The 20,780-nt window shown below is 62.9% G+C and carries 19 protein-coding genes; 9 read left to right on the forward strand and 10 right to left on the reverse strand.

All coding sequences use genetic code 11. From position 1 onward, the window contains the following. Positions 1-25 precede the first annotated feature (25 nt). Positions 26-277: a DUF982 domain-containing protein gene (locus tag AC1RT2_RS03950; protein ID WP_493099679.1), complete on the forward strand. Its 252-nt coding sequence runs from the start codon at positions 26-28 to the stop codon at positions 275-277. A gap of 9 nt (positions 278-286) precedes the next feature. Here AC1RT2_RS03950 and AC1RT2_RS03955 read toward each other — a convergent pair whose 3' ends face one another. From AC1RT2_RS03955 to AC1RT2_RS03965, 3 genes are read right to left on the reverse strand one after another with little or no spacing between them, the layout of a single operon-like run. After that, positions 287-1,381 (reverse strand): ABC transporter ATP-binding protein, encoded by a 1,095-nt coding sequence (locus AC1RT2_RS03955; protein ID WP_493100370.1) that lies wholly within the window; start codon positions 1,379-1,381, stop codon positions 287-289. Between the two features lie 24 nt (positions 1,382-1,405). Continuing rightward, entirely contained in the window at positions 1,406-2,230 is an 825-nt protein-coding gene (locus AC1RT2_RS03960; RefSeq protein ID WP_493099681.1) for an ABC transporter permease, read from the reverse strand. Then, positions 2,227-3,144, reverse strand: coding sequence for an ABC transporter permease (locus tag AC1RT2_RS03965; protein WP_493099683.1), 918 nt, complete (start codon positions 3,142-3,144; stop codon positions 2,227-2,229). The genes AC1RT2_RS03960 and AC1RT2_RS03965 overlap by 4 nt, the downstream gene beginning before the upstream one ends. A gap of 236 nt (positions 3,145-3,380) precedes the next feature. Between AC1RT2_RS03965 and AC1RT2_RS03970 the strand changes: the two genes are divergently transcribed. Then, positions 3,381-4,796 carry an aminotransferase gene (locus AC1RT2_RS03970; protein WP_493099685.1) on the forward strand — a complete coding sequence of 472 codons (1,416 nt, stop codon included), beginning with the start codon at positions 3,381-3,383 and terminating at the stop codon, positions 4,794-4,796. 193 nt (positions 4,797-4,989) lie between these two features. Next, on the forward strand, positions 4,990-6,060 hold the full coding sequence (locus AC1RT2_RS03975) for a D-alanyl-D-alanine carboxypeptidase family protein (protein WP_493099687.1): 1,071 nt from the start codon (positions 4,990-4,992) through the stop codon (positions 6,058-6,060). Between the two features lie 3 nt (positions 6,061-6,063). Here the strand turns inward: AC1RT2_RS03975 and AC1RT2_RS03980 are convergent, their stop codons facing one another. From AC1RT2_RS03980 to AC1RT2_RS03990, 3 genes are all read right to left on the reverse strand, one after another. Further along, positions 6,064-7,263: an aromatic ring-hydroxylating oxygenase subunit alpha gene (locus AC1RT2_RS03980; RefSeq protein WP_493099689.1), complete on the reverse strand. Its 1,200-nt coding sequence runs from the start codon at positions 7,261-7,263 to the stop codon at positions 6,064-6,066. A gap of 163 nt (positions 7,264-7,426) precedes the next feature. After that, positions 7,427-7,663 (reverse strand): hypothetical protein, encoded by a 237-nt coding sequence (locus AC1RT2_RS03985; RefSeq protein WP_444797122.1) that lies wholly within the window; start codon positions 7,661-7,663, stop codon positions 7,427-7,429. A 98-nt stretch (positions 7,664-7,761) separates the two neighbouring features. Continuing rightward, a complete protein-coding gene (locus AC1RT2_RS03990) occupies positions 7,762-8,553 on the reverse strand; it encodes a DUF1194 domain-containing protein (RefSeq protein WP_493099692.1) in 792 nt (263 codons plus the stop codon). 184 nt (positions 8,554-8,737) lie between these two features. Between AC1RT2_RS03990 and AC1RT2_RS03995 the strand changes: the two genes are divergently transcribed. After that, the gene (locus AC1RT2_RS03995) at positions 8,738-9,829 is read left to right on the forward strand and encodes a hypothetical protein (protein WP_493099694.1); all 1,092 of its coding nucleotides are present in this window, start codon (positions 8,738-8,740) and stop codon (positions 9,827-9,829) included. A 28-nt stretch (positions 9,830-9,857) separates the two neighbouring features. On the opposite strand, the gene AC1RT2_RS04000 is transcribed toward AC1RT2_RS03995, so the two are convergent. After that, positions 9,858-10,466, reverse strand: a complete 609-nt coding sequence (locus AC1RT2_RS04000) for a TetR/AcrR family transcriptional regulator (protein WP_493099696.1) — start codon at positions 10,464-10,466, stop codon at positions 9,858-9,860. Positions 10,467-10,564: 98 nt separating this feature from the next. Here AC1RT2_RS04000 and AC1RT2_RS04005 point away from each other — a divergent pair, with 98 nt between their 5' ends. The 5 genes from AC1RT2_RS04005 to AC1RT2_RS04025 all read left to right on the forward strand — a co-directional run bounded on the left by AC1RT2_RS04005 (position 10,565) and on the right by AC1RT2_RS04025 (position 16,721). After that, positions 10,565-11,383 carry a Rossmann-fold NAD(P)-binding domain-containing protein gene (locus tag AC1RT2_RS04005; RefSeq protein ID WP_493099698.1) on the forward strand — a complete coding sequence of 273 codons (819 nt, stop codon included), beginning with the start codon at positions 10,565-10,567 and terminating at the stop codon, positions 11,381-11,383. A gap of 2 nt (positions 11,384-11,385) precedes the next feature. Continuing rightward, on the forward strand, positions 11,386-11,868 hold the full coding sequence (locus tag AC1RT2_RS04010) for an anthrone oxygenase family protein (RefSeq protein ID WP_493099700.1): 483 nt from the start codon (positions 11,386-11,388) through the stop codon (positions 11,866-11,868). A gap of 64 nt (positions 11,869-11,932) precedes the next feature. Next, positions 11,933-13,351 carry an amidase gene (locus AC1RT2_RS04015; RefSeq protein WP_493099702.1) on the forward strand — a complete coding sequence of 473 codons (1,419 nt, stop codon included), beginning with the start codon at positions 11,933-11,935 and terminating at the stop codon, positions 13,349-13,351. A 250-nt stretch (positions 13,352-13,601) separates the two neighbouring features. Further along, positions 13,602-14,792 (forward strand): DUF2778 domain-containing protein, encoded by a 1,191-nt coding sequence (locus AC1RT2_RS04020; protein WP_493099704.1) that lies wholly within the window; start codon positions 13,602-13,604, stop codon positions 14,790-14,792. Positions 14,793-15,017: 225 nt separating this feature from the next. Further along, on the forward strand, positions 15,018-16,721 hold the full coding sequence (locus AC1RT2_RS04025) for a methyl-accepting chemotaxis protein (protein WP_493100372.1): 1,704 nt from the start codon (positions 15,018-15,020) through the stop codon (positions 16,719-16,721). A gap of 31 nt (positions 16,722-16,752) precedes the next feature. On the opposite strand, the gene AC1RT2_RS04030 is transcribed toward AC1RT2_RS04025, so the two are convergent. The 3 genes from AC1RT2_RS04030 to AC1RT2_RS04040 all read right to left on the reverse strand — a co-directional run bounded on the left by AC1RT2_RS04030 (position 16,753) and on the right by AC1RT2_RS04040 (position 20,600). Then, positions 16,753-19,212 carry an ATP-dependent helicase gene (locus AC1RT2_RS04030; protein WP_493100374.1) on the reverse strand — a complete coding sequence of 820 codons (2,460 nt, stop codon included), beginning with the start codon at positions 19,210-19,212 and terminating at the stop codon, positions 16,753-16,755. Positions 19,213-19,315: 103 nt separating this feature from the next. Then, entirely contained in the window at positions 19,316-19,729 is a 414-nt protein-coding gene (locus tag AC1RT2_RS04035; RefSeq protein ID WP_069058378.1) for a carboxymuconolactone decarboxylase family protein, read from the reverse strand. Positions 19,730-19,778: 49 nt separating this feature from the next. Next, positions 19,779-20,600 (reverse strand): cyclase family protein, encoded by an 822-nt coding sequence (locus AC1RT2_RS04040; protein ID WP_493099706.1) that lies wholly within the window; start codon positions 20,598-20,600, stop codon positions 19,779-19,781. Between the last annotated feature and the right edge of the window lie 180 nt (positions 20,601-20,780).

Raw genomic sequence — 20,780 nt, forward strand, 5'->3', positions numbered from 1 at the left:
TCAGTATCGCGTGAGGTATTGCGTCATGGACCCGAAACGCTGGAGCAAACCGATCACTTTCGAGACGCCGCGTCTTGGCCAGTATAGAACGATCGTCAGCACGCAGGAGGCGGTGCGCGCGCTTGTGAATGACTGGCCTCTCCAGAAGGGACGGCAACTCAAGGCGGCACGAAAGACCTGCGCAGCCGTGCTCGAGGGCAGGAAGCCGCCGTCCGAGGCGCGCAACGCCTTCATCGCCGCAGCCGTCGAGGCTGACGTTTTCGTCCGCGAAAAGTAGGCTCTGGCATTACACCCGCGAAACCGGCGGGTCCTCCGCCAGAAGCACGAAGGCATCTGGATCATAGGCGAGGCGGATTTCTGTGCCGACAGGCAGGTCGTCTGCGCCAAAATTGTTCGTCTCGACCATGGAGAGCGGCTGTTCCAGTCCGTCGATGCCGACTGTCAGGTGGGTGACTTCGCCGAAATAGGCACGGTTCTCGATGCGGCCGGTGAGTTCGTGCGGTGCGCGGTCGTCGTCCCACAGCAGGCGCAGCCGCTCCGGGCGGATGCCGACGGTGACATGGCCGCTGGCGGCGGCAAAGCCCTGCGGCTTGACGAGATTGACGGCACCGAAGCGCGCGGCATCGACGGAGACGGCATCGGCCTGCTCGCCGAGCACTTTGGCCTTCAAAAAGTTCATGCCGCCGAGGAAGTCCGCGACCTTGCGGGTGCGTGGGCGCTGGTAGATTTCCTTGGGGCTGGCGATTTGGGCGATGCGACCGCCGAACATGACGGCGATGCGGTCGGAAAGCGCCAAGGCCTCGTACTGGTCATGCGTGACGAGGATGAAGGTGATGCCAACCGCTTTTTGCAGCGTGCGCAGTTCCACTTGCATTTCCTCGCGCAGCTTCTTGTCGAGGGCGGAGAGGGGTTCGTCGAGCAGCAGCACCTTCGGGCGCATGACGAGGGCGCGGGCGAGGGCCACACGCTGGCGCTGGCCGCCGGAAAGTTCGTGCGCCTTGCGCTGGCCGAGGCCCGACAGGCGCACCATATCGAGCGCATCACCGACGCGCTTCTTCTCGTCCTCCGGGGAAAGTTTTAGCCGTTTCAGGCCGTAGGCGACGTTTTCCGCCACGTCGAGATGCGGGAAGATGGCGTAGCTCTGGAACACCATGTTGGTCGGCCGCCTGTTCGGCGGCAGCGCCAGAGAGGGCACGCCGTCGATGTAGATCTCGCCGGCCGTCGGCGTTTCGAAGCCGGCGATGGAGCGCAGAAGCGTGGTCTTGCCGCAACCGGAGGGGCCGAGCAGCGAGAAGAATTCGCCCTCTGCGATCGACAGCGACACGTCGTCGAGCGCCTTGTAGATGCCGTAGAACTTCGACACGTTTTCGATCTGGATCATCGCGCGGTCGGGCATGGATGGCTCCTAGGGCAGCATGAGCGCCATCTGCGTGCGGCGTTCAGCACGGCGACGCAGGATTTCGGCGAGGGTCAGCATGAGGATAGAGGCGACGAGCATGATGGTGCCGAGCGCCAGCACGCCGGGCAGTTTGGCGGCGAAGCGCAACTGGCCCCAGATGTAGACCGGCAACGTCGGCTCGGTGCCGGAGAGGAAGAAGGCGAGGATGAACTCGTCGAGCGAAATGGTGAAGGTGACGAGCAGGCTGGAGACGATGGCGGGCGCCACCACCGGCAGCGTCACGCGTCGGAAGGTGCCGATGGCGGTTTCGCCGAGATCGTAGGAGGCTTCCTCCAGGCTGCGATCGAAGCCCTCGAAGCCGGAGACCAGCACCGACATGGCATAGGGCACGCAGAACACCGTCTGGCCGAGAATGACGGTGAAGAGCGAGAGTTCGACGCCCATCGCCAGCACGATCATCAAAAGCGAGACGGCGACGATGATCTCCGGCAGGAAGAGCGGCGCCATGATGAGGCCTGTCGCCGCGCGCTGGCCGCGAAAGCGGTAGCGTGTGATGGCGCGGGCGGCGCAGATGCCGAGGATGGTCGACAGCAGCGCGACCGAGATGCCGACGACGAGGCTGTTCCAGGCTGCCTCCATCATCACCGAATTGCCGGCGAGCGAGCCGTACCACTTGGTCGTGAAGCCGGCGAGGGGGAAGGTGGTGGTGGCCGCATTGTTGAAGGAAAAGACCGGCAGCAGCAGGATGGGCAGGTAGAGGAACAGGAAATAGACCGCGACATAGACCGGCAGCCAGGGAATGAAGCGCAGGCGCTGCGTGAGAAGGTTCATTTGATCCTCCGCACGGTGAACTTCAGGGCGAGAACCACGGCGGCCGCCACGAGCGACACGAGGATCATCGTCGTGACCGATAGAGCCGCACCCAGCGGCCAGTTCGCGCCCTTGCCGAACTGCGCCTGGATGGCGGTGGCGATCATCACGCCGTCCTTGCCGCCGACGAGGCGCGGCGTCACGTAGTCGCCGACCGTCGGGATCATCACGATCAGGAAAGCCGAGATGACGCCCGGCAGCGACAGCGGCAGGGTGACGCGGAAGAAGGCGCGCACGCGGCTATCGCCAAGGTCGCGCGCCGCTTCGATCAGGGTGCGGTCGACCTTCTGGAGAGACACATAGATCGGCAGGATGGCGAAGGCCGCCCAACTGTGCACCAACGTGATGACGACGGCATTGGAATTGTAGAGCAAAGAGGTGACCGGCTTGTCGATGAGGCCCATCGAGATGAGGCCGGTGTTCATGACGCCGCCATAACCGAGAATGATCTTCCACGACATGACGCGCAGCAGGTAGCTGGTCCAGCAGGGCACGGTGACGAGGAAGAGCCAGAGATTCTTGTGCACGCCGCCATGGAAGGAGATGAACCAGGCGACGGGGTAGGAGAAGACGACGGTGACGATGCTGACCGTCAGCGAGATCCACAGAGAGCGGATGAAAAGGTCGCGGTAGATCGGCTCGGTGAGCGCTTGCCGGTAGTTTTCCAGCGTGAAGGTGCGATCGATGTCGAGATAGTTCTGTGTCCAGAAACTGTAGGCGATGACGATGAGAACCGGGAGAAAAAGCAGCGCCAGCGCGTAGAGGAAGGTCGGCGACACCATGGCGAGGCCGCGGGCCTCTTCGCTCCGCATCCAGGCCCGGCGCCTGGAGGGGGAGGGCGTGTCGACGATCCTCTCGAACGCCGTCGCCGTCATCGTGCGAAACTCCAGCCGCGACAACTCTCGTAGAGGGTGAGCTTTCCCGTTTCCATGTACGCCTGCCTTTTAGGCTTGGTGTGTTCCCGAAACGAAACATGCGCCCAAATCCCCGTTGAAATCAAGCCCTGTTTCTGCAATATTGATTGAACGAACATTCAATATGATTGGGAAACTTAAATTCTTTCATATTGTTGTGCGCGGAATCTTTTCGCAAAAACATGATGGAGAGGGATATGGCGGCAATTCTGAAGACGGCGAACGAGCAGGCTGACGAGGCGGTCGACGATCTCACCCGGCTTGCGGAGCGCCATCTGGTGCAGCCCTGGCCGGTTTCCGGCTCCATCGGCGCGGAGGCGCGCGGGCGCATCGAATCCGGTGAGGGCATCTATGTGACAGATGCCGCCGGCCGAAAGCTGATCGACGGCCCTGCCGGCATGTGGTGCGTCAATGCCGGCCACCGCAACAAGGAACTGGCCGATGTCATGGCGTCGCAGGCCATGGAGCTGTCCTACAATTCGCCCTGGTATACGACGAATACGCCCTCTGCCGTGCTTTCGGCGCGATTGGCGGCGCATGCGCCGGATGGTGTCGATCACGTCTTCTACACGACGGGCGGTTCTTCGGCGGTCGAGACGGCGCTGCGCTTCATGCAGTTCGCCAACAATGTAAAGGGCCGGCCGGAGAAGAAGCTGATCGTCTCCCGGCAGGGCGGCTATCACGGCTCGACCTTTCTTTCGGCCTCGCTCAACGGCAGGCCACGCGACCATGACTGGATGGACAGCGCGTCCGACCTCGTCGTGAAGCTTTCCTGCCCGAACCCCTTCCGCCGGCCGGAAGGCATGAGCGTCGAGGCTTTCTGCGATTTCCTCGTCGAGGAGTTCCGGCAGGTCATAGAGGAGAGAGGCGCGGACAGGATCGGTGCCTTCATCGCCGAGCCCGTCATGGCTTCCGGCGGCGTCATCGTGCCGCCGCCCGGTTACCTGAAGCGCATGCATGCGCTCTGCCGCGCAAACGATATCCTGTTCATCGCCGACGAGGTGGTGACGGCCTTCGGGCGGCTCGGCCATGTCTTTGCCTCGAAGGATGTCTTCGACATCGAGCCGGACATGATCACCTTCGCCAAGGGCGTCACGTCGGGCTATTTCCCGCTCGGCGGCGTGATGATCGCCGGACGGCTTTTCGAGGAACTGCGCCGGTCGAACCATTCCGAAGCGATGTTCGCACACGGGCTCACCTATTCCAGCCACCCGGTCGGCTGCGCCGTGGCGCTGAAGAACCTCGATATCCTGGAAGGCGGGCTTTTGGAGCATACGCTGGCGGTGTCGGACCACTTCCAGAAAAGCCTGAAGGCGCTTGAGGACCTGCCGCTGGTTGGCGAGGTGCGGGGTCTCGGATTGATGGCCTGCGTCGAATGCGTCGCCGATCGCGTTAGCAACAATCCGCTTGTGCTCGACCTCGAAGTGGGCAAGCGCATCGACAAACATTGCCAGGAACTCGGCCTCCTGGTGCGTCCGCTCATTAACATGTGCGTGATGTCGCCGCCGCTGACCATCTCCCTTTCGCAGATCGACGACATGACGGCGATCCTGCGCAAGGGCATTGAGCTCACCATGGGCGATCTTGTCCGCGAGGGGCTCTGGAAGGGCTAAGCCCTTCTGTAGAAAGTACGTTTGGAGCGACCATTCCCCGCTCCAAACGGTTGAGGCCCGCGAAAGCGGGCCTCTTTTTTGCACGCCGTTTCCACAGGGAGACCGGCGGACCCGCCAGCGCGGGCGGCGCAGCAAAGGCTTGCACTCATGCGGCGCATGATGGCATTAGGGCTCCTTCTTCGGAGAATGGCACATGAGCAACGACAAAACAGCAAGGCGGCCGTGGGCGCGACTGGTCCTTATCGCATCGCTTTTTGCGTGGGCGCCGTTTGCCGCCGCCACACCGGCCAAGGCCACGCCCGTTCTCGTCGTCGATGCCGACAGCCGCCAGGTACTCTACCAGGAGGATGCCGGCGCGCCGTGGTATCCCGCCTCCACGACCAAGCTGATGACGGCTCTCGTCGTGTTCGAGGCGCTGAAAGCCGGTGAAGTGACCATGTCGACGCCGGTGGTAATGACCCGCAATGCCACAAAGCAGGCATTTCTCGAGTCCGGCCTGACCTTCGGGCGGACGATGACGCTCGAAGACGCGCTTTATGCCGTGATTACCGCATCGGCCAATGACGTCGCCGTAGCCCTTGCCGAAGCCGTGGCATCCGATGAGGCGTCCTTCGTTGTGCGGATGAACAGGACGGCGGCGCGTCTTGGCCTCACCGGCACCCACTATTCCAATCCGAACGGCCTGTTCGACAAGACGAACTATACGACCGCGCGGGATCTCGCGATCCTGGGCATGGAAGTTGACCGGGTGTTTCCCGGATACAGGCGCTTTTTCCAGGCCTCTTCCGTCACGATCGATGGCAAGGAGATCAAGTCCAACAATCTGCTCCTGACTCGCTTCAACGGCACGATCGGCATGAAGACGGGCTTCATCTGTGCCTCCGGGCGAAACATCGTCGGGCTGGCGACACGCAACGGACGGCGCATGATGGTGGTCATCCTGGGTGCGACGACGGAACGCGAGCGCAACGAGCGCTCTGCGCAATACCTGACACAGGCATTCGATGGCCGCTTGCCCACAGGCGCAGGGCTTGTCGAGGGGCTGCAGAACCAATCCGGTGTGGCGCCGGAAGACATGCGCATCCGTCTGTGCACCGACAAGAGTGCGGCCTATGAGGCGAGCCGGGATGCCCTTTACCCGATGGGTCTGCCGGGGCAGGAAAGCTATTTGAAGGACCGGGTAACCGAGCAGGTTCACGCCATCGCCACCTGGCCCAGCGAGCATCTTGAGGATGTGCCCCTGCCGAAGTCCCGTCCTTCGTGAAACCTAGTCCCGGCTTTTCAGACCGGCATTGGTTTCCGCCATCGCCTTTTCCTCCGGCGCGTCCTTCAGGGTCATCACCGGCAGCACCTTGCGCAGGTGGTCATGATGCGTGCGCACGCCATATTCGAGGTCGGAGAGGTAGAAGCCGGCAAAGGCGTTTGATGTCATGGCTTCGTTCGACCAGACGGTGAGCTGTACGTCTTCGGCCTGCGTGTCGCGATCGATGCGGAAGGCGAGGTAGCGGGCGAGACGATGTGCGCGATCCTCCTCGCGGTGGCGGTAGATGCCGCCGCGCAGCATCGTCTTGCCGACAGCGACGGGAAATTCCTGATAGAATTGCACGGTCTCCGGAGTGACGGCGATGACGCAGTTCGGGAAGAGGCCGAAATAGATCCAGGCCTTGCGCAACTGTTCCGGCAGGTGAGGGTTCTCCGGCGAGATCTTCACATAGTTGCGCACGCTCCAGCGGCGGCCGGCATGGGGATTGTAGGTCGCGAAAGAGCGGCAAAGACCATTGATGAAAGGCTCGTCGTAGTAGGTGGAGCCGTAGAGGTCCTGCAAAGCCGGATGGGCCATGGCGACGTGATAGCCCTCGTTGTCGACGTCCCGCACCGACTTCCAGTTGACCGGCGTCTCCTGCGTCCAGATCTCGCCAGCCGGTACCATGTCTTCAGAGCGGTAGTGGGAAAGCTCCTGCTCAAAGGGTTTCATCAACTCGGCGACGGAGGGCTGTGGGCCGGGCGCGAAGCGGACGAAGACAAAACCCTGCCAGATCTCGCATTCGAGCGATTTCAGCGCGAACTCGTTCTTGTCGAGCGGCGGGAAGCTTTTGGGGCGCGCGGCGCCGCGCAGCGTGCCGTCGAGATTGTAGACCCAGCCGTGGAAGGGACAGACCAGTGCGTTGCGGCAGGTTCCCTTGTCGTCGGCGACGAGGCGGGAGCCGCGGTGGCGGCAGATGTTGTGAAAAGCGCGAACCTCGCCGTCCTGCCCGCGCAGGATGAGCGCACGTTCGCCGATGGCATCCATGGTGAGGTAATTGCCGGGCTCCGGAATATCGGAGACATGGCAGGCGATCTGCCAGTGTTCGCGAAAGACATGCTGCTTTTCGAGGTCCAGCAGGGCAGGGCTATGATAACACCAACCCGGAAGCCCGCTTCTGTCCCAGTCGTTCGGAACGCTGATGTCGCGGATCATCTCGTTCATGGTGTTCCCCTTATTTTGCTGAACGTTCATTCAATATAAGCACGATTTCCGTGCAAAAGGAATAGCTTGAGAAAACACTCTGCTTCGATAACGAGAAAACCCCGGTCGCAGGGCGGCCGGGGCAGGGCGGATATCCGATGGAAAATCGCGGCGGTGCCTGATCTTAACGGCAGATTTTCACACGCTTGACGATGAGGTTGCCCCACCTGTCATAGCGCTTGATCTTCTTCCAGAAGCAGTGGCGGTGGTGGCCGTAGTAATGGGTGACATAACCGCGGTGATGACCGCCCCAGCCGTGGTCGCCACCGAAGCCGAAGTAGAACCCACCCGCCTGCGACGGGGCTGCGAAGGATACCGCTGCGATGGTCGCGACAACGGCGGACATGAGGAATTTGCGCATTTCAGTCTCCTCTCTTCCAGTGAAGGGATGAACCATTTCATCCGTAGGTTCACTGTCGCATGAGGGACTGGGCGGCGCTGTTTCGGGTGGAACAGGCCTTATCGGTCGAGTTCAGGGTAGTAGCGTTCCATATTGCTCGGCCGCAGTTTCTCGCCGATCATGCAATCGGCGTCTGTTGCCGCGGTGTGGATGACGCGGGCGGGTGGTTCGACGCCGGAGACTTCCAGGATCAGCTTGCGGCGGATGGCGATGGCGAAGTCCTCGGGCTCCTGCACCGGCAGCACGAAGGCGCCGGGACCGCCGATAACGCAGTTGGAGTAGTAATCATCGAGCGAACCGTAGGCGGCCGAGGGCCGGATCATGATGGCAAGCCCGTTGATGATGATGCCGAGTGCGGTCGCGGCATCCCGTGCCGGTGTCACCGGTGGGCCGAAATTGTTGGGGCCGTCACCGGAAACATCGATGACGCGACGCATGCCGGAATAGCTGTTGGCATCGAACAGTTTTGCGCCATAGGCGATGGCCCCCGAAATCGACGTGCCGCGGCGCGTGGCGATCGGGCGCGCCTCCAGCCGTGCGGCGAAGGCATTGGCTTCCTCGGGGCTGGATATGATCTGCCAGGGCAGGTGCGAACTGTCCTGGATCGTGCCCGCCCATTCGAAATAGCTGATGGCGATACGGCCGGTCAGGCCCTCGCGTACAGCATTGACGAAATCGGGGTGCCGCAGTGCATCCACATAGCCGGCGCGCTGCACCTGCGCTTCTTCCAGATCCATGGATCCGGACACATCAACCGCCAGCACCAGTTCGACATCCACCTCCTCCGCGGAGGTAGCGGCGATCTCGACACCAGCCGTCAGGCTCATCAGCAAGGCAAGCGTCGTCAGCATGACCATCACCCATCCGTGCATATCCCATTCATTAGATGGTGCACGATGGACGGTTGGAAAGGGTACGTGCTCTTCAAAAATCGGTGATGGCCGGCGAATAGTGCGCGGGTCGCATCCGTTGCCTCATGACCCGCGACTGCGGGTGCCGAACAGGGCTTGCCGCTTGGAGCAGAGAACGGATCACATGGGTTTCAAGGATATTTTTGCCAGGTTTCGCAGCAGGATATCAGGCGCAGGCGCCGCACCGGCAACGCCACTCTCCCCGGAAGAGCAATTGGTCCGCGACTACGACCTCTACCTCATCGATCTGCATGACGAAATGCCGGCCCTCATTCCACAGCGTGATGCCATGCGCGCGGCTTGGCACAGGGGTGATTTCGAGGTCTACCACCAGGCTTTCGAGGCCGCGCGGGCAAGCGGCGTCATCGCGGACAACGGCAAGCCACTCTATTCGCTCGTCAAGGACTGGTTCCTCGAGCCTTTCATGGCGCTGCCGGATGATGAGGCGGCTGCGCCGGAGCATGAAGACATGCTGAAACCGTTCCGGGATTTCTTCCATCGCAGCCCCTCGGCCTTTTCCGCCGCCACCTATGCCGATGCCCTGCGCGTCACCGCCTTCGTGCGGCGCGGCACCGGCTGGGGGCGCGATGTGCGGGCCGACCAGTGGCAGGGCTATGAGGAATTGCTGAAGGAGGCCGACGACGTTCTCGATGGTCATGCCGATCCCGAGAATTTCAGCTGGCGGATCAGCGACTATCGACGCTCGGCCAACGAGGGCGATTTCGAAACATTCAAGGCGCGCTTCGAGCGGGCCTTGCTGCTCGACCGCTACAACATAGACCTTTGCCGCTCGCATGCCCGCATGATCATGCCGCGCTGGCTCGGCCGCGACGCACAGGATCTGGAAGACTTTGCGCGGCGTGCCGCGGAGCGGACGAAGGACCGTTTCGGCCTCGGCTTCTATGCACTGATCCAGCAGGCGAACACCGATGTCGGCGACCATGAACTTGCCGATACGCTGTGTGATCCCGATCTGGTGAAACGGGGTTTCGAGGACCTGCTCGCCCGCTTTCCCGCGCCGAGCGTGATGAACCTCTATGCCGACACGCTGGAATGGATGGGTGACATCGAAGCGCTCGCCGATCTGCTCGAAACCCGGTTCCGGGTGATGGTGCCGCAGATATGGTATGGCGAAACGCGCAGTGACCAGATGTCCTATCTCTTCGCCACGCTGCTCGAAGCGGCGGAGGTTCTGGAAGGGCGAAAGCCCGGCTAGCTACGGATCGAGCGTCCGGGCGCGCGACTTACGGCGTCGTCAATTGCCGGATCGCCATGTGCTTATAGGCTTCGACCAGTGCGTCACCCTCCGGCCGCGCCATCGAGACGGCAAGGCGCATCGTCGCTTCGCCGAGATGCATGACGAGGAGGGCCGTTGCGTCGATTTTCTGCGGATCGCCGGCCGGCTGCAGTGCCTTCAACCGTTCGGCAAGCAGCGCGCCGTTGCGACGGCTTTCCTCCACCTCCATGATGCGCAGCGCACCGTCTGCCTGCACGGCCGACCAGATGTCGCGAATGACGGGTTCGCCAAGGAAGATCGCGTAATAGGTGTCGATCAGTGCACCGAAGGCGGTGGCGAGATCGTCCATGCTTGTCACGGTGGCGAGACCTTCGGCGATGCAGGCGCGGCTGTCCTCGTTGCAGCGCTCGGCCAGCGCTCGCACCACGGCGCTCTTGTCCGGAAAATACTGGTAGAGCGAGCCGATCGAGATGCCCGTGCGCTGGGCAAGCTCGCTCATGCGCAGCGCGTCGCTGCCCGTTTCGGCAATCATCCCCGTCGCATTGGCAAGGATGGCGTCCACCCGTTCGCGGCTGCGCTTCTGGCTCGGCGCGCGGCGCATCTGCGTGTCGTTCATCGCTTTCTCCACGGCCCATTCAAATCACGCTTGACAAATACGAGGATTCCTCACATTTTGCAAACATGAGTATTACTCATATTTTGGAGGATGAACGGATGACACGCATTCTGGTTCTGGGCGGTGAGGGCAAGACGGGGCGGCCAATTGCCGAGCGGCTGCGCGAAAAGGGGCATGAGGTGCGGATGGGGTCGCGCTCGGCGGCGATCCCGTTCGATTGGCGCGACGCCTCCGGCTGGCCGGCGGTATTGGAGGGCGTCGAGGCAGTCTACATCGCCTATCAGCCGGACCTCGCCGTACCGGGCTCGGACGACGACATTCGCCGGTTCTCTCGCCTGGCCGCGGAAGCGGGCGTCACGCGCCTCGTTCTGCTTTCGGGCCGCGGTGAGGATGCCGCGGAAGTGAGCGAGGAGGCGATGAAGGAGGCTGGTATCGCCTGGACGGTGCTGCGCGGCAGCTGGTTCTTCCAGAATTTCAGCGAAGGCCTGTTTGCCGAGCCGATCCTTGCCGGCGAACTGGTCCTGCCCTCGGCAACGGTACGCGAACCCTTCGTCGATACGCGCGACATCGCCGACGTCGCGGTGGCGGCGCTGACGGAGGAGGGGCATGCCGGCAAGACCTATGAATTGACCGGTCCGCGGCTGATGACCTTCCGCGAGGCGACGTCGGAATTTTCCGCGGCCGGCGGGCGCGCGGTGACCTATACGCCGGTCACGATCGACGCTTATGCTGCCATGCTGCGCGACGCTCAGATGCCGGAGGATGTCATCTGGCTCGTCACCTATCTGTTCGGCTCGGTGCTCGACGGCCGTAACGAGGCGCTTACCCATGACATCGAGCGCGTGCTCGGCCGACCGCCGCGCGATTTTGCGGATTTCGCCCGTGACGTGGCTGAAACCGGTTTCTGGAGGACCTGATCATGGCAAGCGCCTTTCCCATCCTGACCTTCCTCGCCATCCTTGCGACGGCGTTGAATGCCGGCCTGTTCTTCATCTTCTCCGTCTGCATCATGGCCGCCTTCGCGCGCCTGACGCCAGCGGAAGGAGCTGCGGCGATGAACGCCATCAATGTCGTCATCCAGAACCCCTGGTTCTTCTCGGCCTTCTTCGGCGGCGCGCTGCTGTCGTTGGTGCTGGCTGTTCTCGGCTTCATGCAGGGCGGGGCCGGCGGGCTGATGGCGGCGGCGGGCGGCATCATCTTCCTCGTTGCGGTCATCGGCGTCACGATCGTCTTCAACGTGCCGCTCAACAATGCGCTGGCCGCGGCCCCCGCCGGTAGCGCGGAACAGGCAGCCCTCTGGCAGCGCTATCTCGATGTCTGGACGATGTGGAACCATGTGCGCACGCTTGGTTCGCTCGCCGCGGTCGGGCTTTTCGCGCTGGCCTTCCGCCAAGGGCTCTGAGGCGGGCTGGCGCTCTTCCATCGGGCCTGCTAGCTCTTCTGTCAGACGAATGCCGGAGCCGACCTTGCAGGACATTACCGCCCTTTCTGCCCTTGCCCTTTCCGCCGCCATTGCCGAACGCCGGCTCGACTGCCGCAGCGTGATGGCGGCCTACCTTTCCCGCATCGAGGCGATCAATCCGCGCATCAATGCCATCGTCAGCCTCCGTCCAGTCGAAGACCTGCTGGCCGAGGCGGAGGCGGCCGACCGGGCGCTGGCGGCGGGGGAGTATCGCGGCTGGCTGCACGGCCTGCCGTTTGCGGTGAAGGATCTCTCCGAGGCCAAGGGCATTCTCTGCTCCTTCGGCTCGGCGAATTATGCGGATTTCGTGCCGGACTATGACGACATCCATGTCGAGCGCATCCGCGCGGCGGGCGCCATCATCATCGGTAAGACCAATGCACCGGAAATGGGGCTTGGCTCGCACAGCTACAATCCGGTCTTCGGCGTTACCCGCAATCCCTACGATACGGGCAAGAGCGCCGGCGGCTCCTCTGGCGGCGCGGCGGCAGCGCTCGCAGCACGGCTGGTGCCTGTCGCCGATGGCAGCGACATGATGGGGTCGCTGCGCAATCCCGCCGGCTTCAACAATGTCGTCGGTTTCCGTCCGTCCTTCGGCCGGGTGCCATCGCTGGGCAACGAGCTTTTCCTCGGCCAACTCGCGGTGAACGGCCCGATGGGGCGCAGCGTCGCCGATGTCGCGGCACTGTTCGCCACGCAGGCGGGGCATGATCCGCGCGATCCGTTGTCGCTGACCGACGAAAGCCTTTCATTGAATGCGCATCGCGACCTTTCCGGCGCCCGTATCGGCTGGCTCGGCGATTTCGGCGGCTATCTGCCCTTCGAGCCTGGCGTGCTGGAGTTGTGCCGCGCCTCGCTCGACGTCTTCCGCCGGCTTGGCTGCACGGTCGAGGAGGTCGCGCCCGGCTTCGACATGGCGCGGTTGTGGCAGACCTGGCGCACGCTTCGCCACTTCCTCGTCGCCAACGGGCAGGCGGCGGATTATGCCGATCCGGCGCGGCGTGCGCGCATGAAGCCGGAGATGATCTGGGAGATCGAGAACGGTCAGCAGCTGTCCGCCAACGACGTCTATGCCGCCTCGCTGGCGCGCAGCGACTGGCATCGCCATGTCGCCGGCCTCTTTGAGACTTACGATTTCCTCATCCTGCCGTCGGCGCAGGTCTTCCCCTTCGACGCGGAGCTGGACTGGCCGAAGGCCATCGACGGGCGGGCGATGGATACCTATCACCGCTGGATGGAAGTGGTGATCGGCCCGACGCTGGCGGGGCTTCCCGTCGCCGCCATGCCGGCCGGTTTCGGCGCGAATGGACTGCCGGCGGGCATCCAGATCATCGGCCGGGCGCGCGCTGACCGTGACGTGCTTGCAGTGGCGGCAAGCTACGAAAAGGCGACCGACTGGCTTGGCCAGCATCCCCAATTCTAGGGAGGCAGGGCGGTCCGACACGTCATTGCCGCATTCTCGTGACAGGCAGCCTTGCCGGATGTTGAGGACCTTCCGGCGGATTCCTTCAAAAACACGAGGCGCCGTTTAGGAATTGCTTACCATATTTCGTCATTCTTTGCTCGTTCGGCAGAGGTCCGGCGCAGGTCGCGCCGCTCGCCGCCAGCGTAACGGCTTTCGGAGCGTCATCTCCGCGGCCGCGTCGAGTAACGAGTTTCGGGTAACGAGTATCATGGCGTCTGTGTACGAGTCCGCGCGTTCCGCGTCCAAATCCCGTCGGGTCCGTTCCGGGGGTATTCTTCTCAGCGCATTGCTTGCCTGCGGCGTCATTGCCGGGTCCGCCTGGGCTGTCGTCTCCACGCTCGGCGCGATGCAGGATGCGGCGTCCTCGCTTTCGGAAGGCAAGAAGGCGATTGCCGCGTCTCTTCACGGCAAGTCCGTAGTCACCGACAGGAACCGTGCCGAGCGCACGGTGAAGATCGCAAAGTTCTCCCGGCTCTCGCAACCTTCGGAAAGCGAACGCCGCCAGAAGCAACTGACCGCCGAAGCGGTTCAGGTCGCGCACCAGCGCCGCATTTCCATTCAGCTGGCCTCAGCCGTCAAACGCGAGAAGGCCAAGGCGGCGCTCATCGAGGCGGCCGTTGCGCGCGCCGAGCGCTCCGTCGAGCAGGAAAAGGCGATCACCGGCCAGCCGACCATGGTGACGGCGCTGCTTCCCGACGAATCCGCCCGAAAGAACATCCAGCCCTTCGGCCTCGTCATGCAGAAGCCGGAGACCGACGAGGAGAGCATCCTCAGCGAAATTCCGTTGCCGGAAGCCAAGCCGGCGCTTGAGACCGTCACCATCGAGCGCAAGCCGGTGGAAGAAAAGCCGGTCGCCCGCACGCGGCGCGAAAAGCAGGACGACAAGGAAGACATCGCCATTGCGAAGCCCGAGCGCTCGCTGTTCAACGATTTCTTCAAGAGCAAGGGCAGCGCAACCGGCTGGCCGGGCAAGGGTACGCGGGTGGCGATCTATGACGTCTCCAACGCGACCGTCTACATGCCCGACGGCACGAAGCTGCGCGCCCATTCCGGCATCGGCAAGATGCGTGACAATCCGGACTACGAGCACGTCAAGATGACCGGCCCGACCCCGGCCGGCATCTACCGCCTGAAGATGCGCGAGCGGCGCTTCCATGGCGTCGAGGCGATCCGCATGACATCGATCGACGGCCGCGACCCGAAGAACCGCACGGGACTGCTGACGCACACCAACCTGCTGCGCGGTCAGAAGGGCTCGCACGGCTGCGTCGCCTTCCAGAACTACGAGCCGTTCCTCAATGCCTTCAAGCGTGGCCACATCACCATGATGGTCGTGGTACCGGAACTGCCGTCGTCGCGCACACGGCTCGCGGCGCTCTACCGCAAGGCGGGCGCCTGAGATTTACGGATATTTGTGATGAGACCGGCGCCGTGTGCGCCGGTTTTTTTATGCGCGCTCTTTCCGGCGCGCATTCATATGATTTTTTTCTGAATGTTACGCCGAACACCAGTTTGGTTTAGCAATTGCTAAGAATTTTCAGCCAATTCTAATAGGACTGCCGGATTGGCCGGCTCTGTGACTGTTTCCTGCTGGGGATGACACGTGACCGCTTTCGACTTTGGAATGGATGCCCGCGCCGTGCTTGCTGCGATGAAACGCTCTCAGGCGATCATCGAATTCGACCTGACGGGCAAAATCCTGCATGCCAACGAGAACTTCCTGCAAGCCGTCGGCTACCAGCTGTCGGAGATCGTCGGTCAGCATCACCGCATCTTCGTTGAACCGTCCGAGGCCAAATCGGCGGACTATGCCGCCTTCTGGGGCCGCCTTGCCGAGGGGCATTTCGACCGGCGCCAGTACAAGCGCATCGCCAAGGGCGGCCGCGAGATCTGGATCGAGGCATCCTACAATCCGGTCTTCCGCGGCAAGAAGCCCTACAAGGTGGTGAAGTTCGCGACCGATATCACCGCGGCGAAGCGGAAAGCGCTGGAGGACGAGGGCAAGCTTACGGCCCTTGGTCGCGCGCAGGCGGTCATCGAGTTCTCGCCGAAGGGCGATATCCTGACGGCGAACCAGAACTTCCTGTCGGCGCTTGGCTACGACCTGTCCGAGATCGTCGGCCGCCACCATTCGCTGTTCTGCGCGCCGGACTATGTGGCGAGCGCGGAATACAAGCTTTTCTGGCAAAGGCTGGCCGAAGGCCACTTTGTTTCCGACCAGTTCACCCGCATCGCCAAGGGTGGCGGCAAGGTCCACATCCACGCTTCCTACAACCCGATCTTCGATGCCGACGGCAAGGTGTTCAAGGTGGTGAAGTTCGCCACCGACATGACGCAACGCGTGCGGGCGATCGAGGAGATCGGTGCGGGCCTTGGGCGGCTTGCCGAATGCAATATCCGCATGACGATCGACAACCAGTTCGTGCCCGAATTCGAGCCGCTGCGCCGCGACTTCAACAACTCGATCAGCGCGTTCCAGGAAACCCTCTCGCAGGTGCTGGACCAGACGCATATGCAAAACCGCAGTGGCCAGGACATGCGCAAGGCTGCCGAGGATCTTTCCGAGCGTACCCGCCGGCAGGCTGTCGCCCTCGAAGAGACGGCTGCAGCATTGACGCAAGCGACCGTCGCCGTGCGTTCCTCGACCGATCGCACACGGGAAACCCGCAAGCTCGTGCAGGATGCCCGTGCCTCCGCCAACACATCTGCCAATGTCGTGAACGACACGGTCAGCGCCATGCAGCGGATCGAGTCCGCCTCGAGCGAGATCAGCCAGATCATCGGCGTCATCGACGAAATCGCCTTCCAGACCAACCTCTTGGCACTCAATGCCGGCGTCGAGGCAGCGCGGGCAGGTGAGGCGGGGCGTGGCTTTGCCGTCGTGGCCCAGGAAGTGCGTGAACTCGCCCAGCGCTCGGCCAAGGCGGCCCGCGAGATCAAGACGCTGATCACCAATTCCAGCGCCGAGGTTCAGGATGGCGTGCGTCTTGTCGGCGAGACGGGCCGGGCGCTGCGTGAAATCGGAAGCTTCGTCGAAGAGATCGATCACAATGTCGATGCCATCGCGACGTCTGCCGCCGAACAGGCGAGCGGGCTGGAGGAAATCAGCGCGGCCGTGAGCGACGTGGACCGGATCACCCAGGAAAACGCCGCCATGGTGGAGCACACCACCTCCACCAGCCAGTCGCTTGCCGAAGGCGCGATAACCCTGAGCGAGCTGGTGAACCGCTTCCAGCTCAATCGCCGCGCCCTTCGCCGTGACGGAAGCGAAATCTGGACGCCGGAAGAACGCACCGCCCGTCTCGGCGGCATGCGCAGGGCCTCCTGATATCCGATGACGGGGCCGCTCGGCGGTCCCGTCAGACCTTTTCGACGAAGCCGTCCAGCACGCGCTTCTGGCCGGCACGGTCGAAATCGATCGTCAGCTTGTTGCCCTCGATCGCCGCCACATTGCCATTGCCGAACTTGGTGTGGAAAACACGGTCGCCGACGGAGAACTTCGACGGTTCGGTCGTGGTCGACTTCGCCACCAGTTCGCCGTCGATGGTGCGCGAGCGCGGCCCGGACTCACCATAGCCGATGCGCTCCACGGCATGTCCGGAGCGGGAACCCCAGTTATCGCGGGTCGCATCCGTGCGGTTCGTCTGCGCACGACGCCAGCCGGGCGTCGAATAGCTGTTCTGGAACGGCTCCTGCTTGTCGAAGCGCGACTGGCCGTAGCCGCCACGACCGTAACCGCCATAGGATTGTTCGACCTCGGCCACTTCGACATGCGCTTCCGGCAATTCATCGAGGAAGCGCGACGGTAGTGTCGATTGCCAGAGGCCATGGATGCGGCGGTTCGAGACGAACCAGATGTGGCAGCGCCGTTTGGCGCGGGTGATGCCGACATAGGCGAGGCGGCGTTCCTCCTCCAGGCCGGAGCGGCCGCCCTCGTCGAGCGCGCGCTGGTGCGGGAACAGGCCTTCCTCCCAGCCGGGCAGGAAGACGGTCTCGAATTCGAGACCCTTGGCCGAGTGCAGCGTCATGATCGAGACGGCATCGAGTTCGGCGTTCTGCTCGGCATCCATGACAAGCGACACGTGATCCAGGAAGCCGCGCAGCGACTCGAAGGCCTCCATCGAGCGGATGAGCTCTTTCAGGTTTTCAAGACGTCCCGGGGCTTCGGCAGACTTGTCCGCCTGCCACATGGCGGTGTAGCCGCTCTCGTCGAGAACCTGCTCGGCAAGCTCGGTATGCGGCATGGTTTCCAGCAGCGACTGCCAGCGGCGGAAATCGGTGACGACGTCGAAAAGCGCCTTGCGCGCCTTCGGCTTCAATTCGTCAGTCTCGATAATGTCGGCGGCGGCGGCCAGCATCGGGATATCGCGGGCGCGGGCATAGTCGTGCAGGTTGCGGATCGTCGTGTCGCCGAGGCCGCGCTTCGGCGTGTTGACGATGCGCTCGAAAGCCAGGTCGTCGGCTGGCTGGCTGACGAGGCGGAGATAGGCCATGGCATCACGGATTTCGAGCCGCTCATAGAAGCGCGGGCCGCCGATGACGCGGTAGTTCAGGCCGAGCGTGACGAAACGGTCTTCGAATTCGCGCATCTGGAAGGAGGCGCGCACGAGGATCGCCATGTCGTTGAGCTTGTGCTGCTTGCGCTGCAACTGCTCGATTTCCTCGCCGACGGCACGGGCTTCCTCTTCGGAATCCCAGGCGGCATGCACGACGACCTTGTCGTCGTCGGGATCGTGGCGGTCAGTGAAGAGCGTCTTGCCGAGACGGTCCTCGTTGTGCGCAATCAGGTGGCCGGCGGTGCCGAGAATGTGGGCGGTGGAGCGATAGTTGCGCTCCAGCTTGACGACTTTCGCGCCGGGAAAATCCTTCTCGAAGCGCAGAATGTTGTCCACTTCCGCCCCGCGCCAGCCATAGATCGACTGGTCGTCGTCGCCGACGCAGCAGACGTTCTGCGGCGTGCCCTTGGGGCGCTGCGCCAGGAGGCGCAGCCACATGTACTGGGCGGTGTTGGTGTCCTGGTATTCGTCGACGAGGATGTAGCGGAATTTCTGGTGATATTCGGCCAGCACGTCCGGATTGGCGCGGAACATGCGGATCGGATGCAGCAGCAGGTCGCCGAAGTCGCAGGCGTTCAGCGTCTTCAGGCGGTTCTGGTAGGCAATGTAGAGTTCGCGGCCCTTGCCGTTGGCGAAGGCACGGGCGTCACCCTCCGGGATCTGCGCCGGGTCGAGGCCCTTGTTCTTCCAGCCGTCGATCATGCCGGCGAACTGCTTTGCCGGCCAGCGCTTGTCGTCGATGCCTTCGGCCTGGAGGATCTGCTTGATCAGGCGCACCACGTCATCGGTGTCGAGGATCGAAAAGTCCGAGCGCAGGCCGACGAGTTCGGCATGGCGGCGCAGCAGCTTGACGCCGATGGAGTGGAAGGTACCGAGCCAGGGCATGCCCTCGACGGCGCCGCCGACGAGAAGCCCGATGCGTTCCTTCATCTCGCGCGCCGCCTTGTTGGTGAAGGTCACGGCAAGCAGCTGGCTGGGGAAGGCGCGGCCGGTGGCAAGGATATGGGCGATGCGCGTCGTCAGCACGCGCGTCTTGCCCGTGCCGGCGCCGGCGAGCACCAGAACGGGGCCGTCGACCGTTTCCACGGCCTCGCGCTGCTCGGGATTGAGGCCGGAAAGATAGTCCGGCGCCCGACCGGAATCCCGTGCTGCCATGGCGCGCGCAGCAATGCCGCCGCCGGCCGGTTTCGCCGGCGCTGCGGGTTTCTTGGCGAGTTGCGGGTCTTCGTCGAAGAAGGGAATGTCGTCGTAACCGCTGATCATGCGGTTCAATGTAGTGATTCGGGTTCGAAAGACCAGTTTTCTGTTCTGCTTTTATTCCCTGTGGGGAAACGACAGCCGAAAGAGTGTGGAAAGCGGCGCCCGTTCAGGCCTTTGCGCGGTCGGCATCGAAGACATTGTCCACGGGCAGTTGAAGGGCCGTCGCAAGCTGGTTCGTCTTGCCGGCGAGCGAGACGATGGCGAGCAATTCGGCATATTGCGCATCCGTCATGCCCTTCGCCTTGGCGGCGGCAGTGTGGGAGTGAACGCAATAGCTGCAGCCGTTCGTCACCGAAACGGCGATGTAGAGCATTTCCTTGACCAGCGGATCGAGCGTGGACGGCGTCGCCATCACGGCTTTCACCTCGGCCCAGGTGCGCTCCAGCAGGGCTGGATCAAAGGCGAGGTAGCGCCACATATTGTTGACGAAATCCGACTTGCGGGTGGTGCGGATGTCGTCGAACACCGCCTTGACACGCGGATCGGCTTCGAGGTCTTCGGCGGGCTTGACGGTGCTCATGGTTTCTCCTGGAGGAAAGGCCGGCGGAAAATCCGCCGGCCGATGTCGTTTAGACCAGTGCGATGACGCGGGACGGGCCACCCGTGCCGCCCCGCACCTTCGGCGCGCCGACGATGAGTGTCGCGCCCTTGGCCGGAAGCTGGTCCAGATTGGCGGCAGCTTCAAGTCCCCAATGACCGGAAGCAAGCCAGGCATAGTGCGTGGCGAAGTCCGGCGAGATGCCATAGTCGAGCGACAGTGTATCGACGGCGATGCCGGCGGCGCTCGAGTTTTCCGCCAGATACTGCACGGCTTCGACATGGAAGCCGGGGAAATGCATCTTGCCCTCGGCGTCGGCATTGCGGAACTTGTCCGTGCCGAGATGTTTGCCCCAGCCGGAGAGGAGCGCAACGCAGGCCTTTTCCGGCAGGTCACCGTTGGTGGCGATCCACGCCTTGATGTCGTCCGGCGTCAGCTGTGCATCCGGGTTGGCATCGGCCTTCGCGCGGATGTCGATGACGGCGAGCGGCACGACGAGATCGGAGACCGGGATTTCGGCGACCGACTTGCCGTCTTCGGAAAAGTGCAGCGGCGCATCGAGATGCGTACCGGTGTGCTCGTTGACGCGCAGTTCGAACAGATTGAACTTGTGTTCCTTGTAATTGAACTTCTGCTCTCGCCAGAACTGCTGCTGTCCGAAAAAGGTCGGAAACTCTTCATAGAGTTCATGGGTGAGGTCCGTGGCTTTCGTCGGTGCCTGAGCCAAAGCCGGGCTCAGCGCACCGGAACTGGCAGCGGTAACGGTAGCAGCACCCGCAGCGGCAGCGCGGAAGAAGCTTCTTCTCGAAAGCATGCGGTTCTTGACGGATTCGATGACGCAGGCGTCACACATGGATTTTCCCCCTGTCGGTCAATGCGTTGATGAAAGAATACTGAAATAGGCTTGGCCACGCGGGCCGTGGAAAAAGTATCACAAGCGCAAGGATGGTCCAGTCACGACCATGCTCGCCAAAGGAGCGAGAAGAGAAGATTTCTCCACGTTTTCTTACATTTCGGTAACAGAGCGGCCCGC

It is taken from the genome of Shinella sp. GW821-FHT11G07 (genome assembly GCF_058808115.1).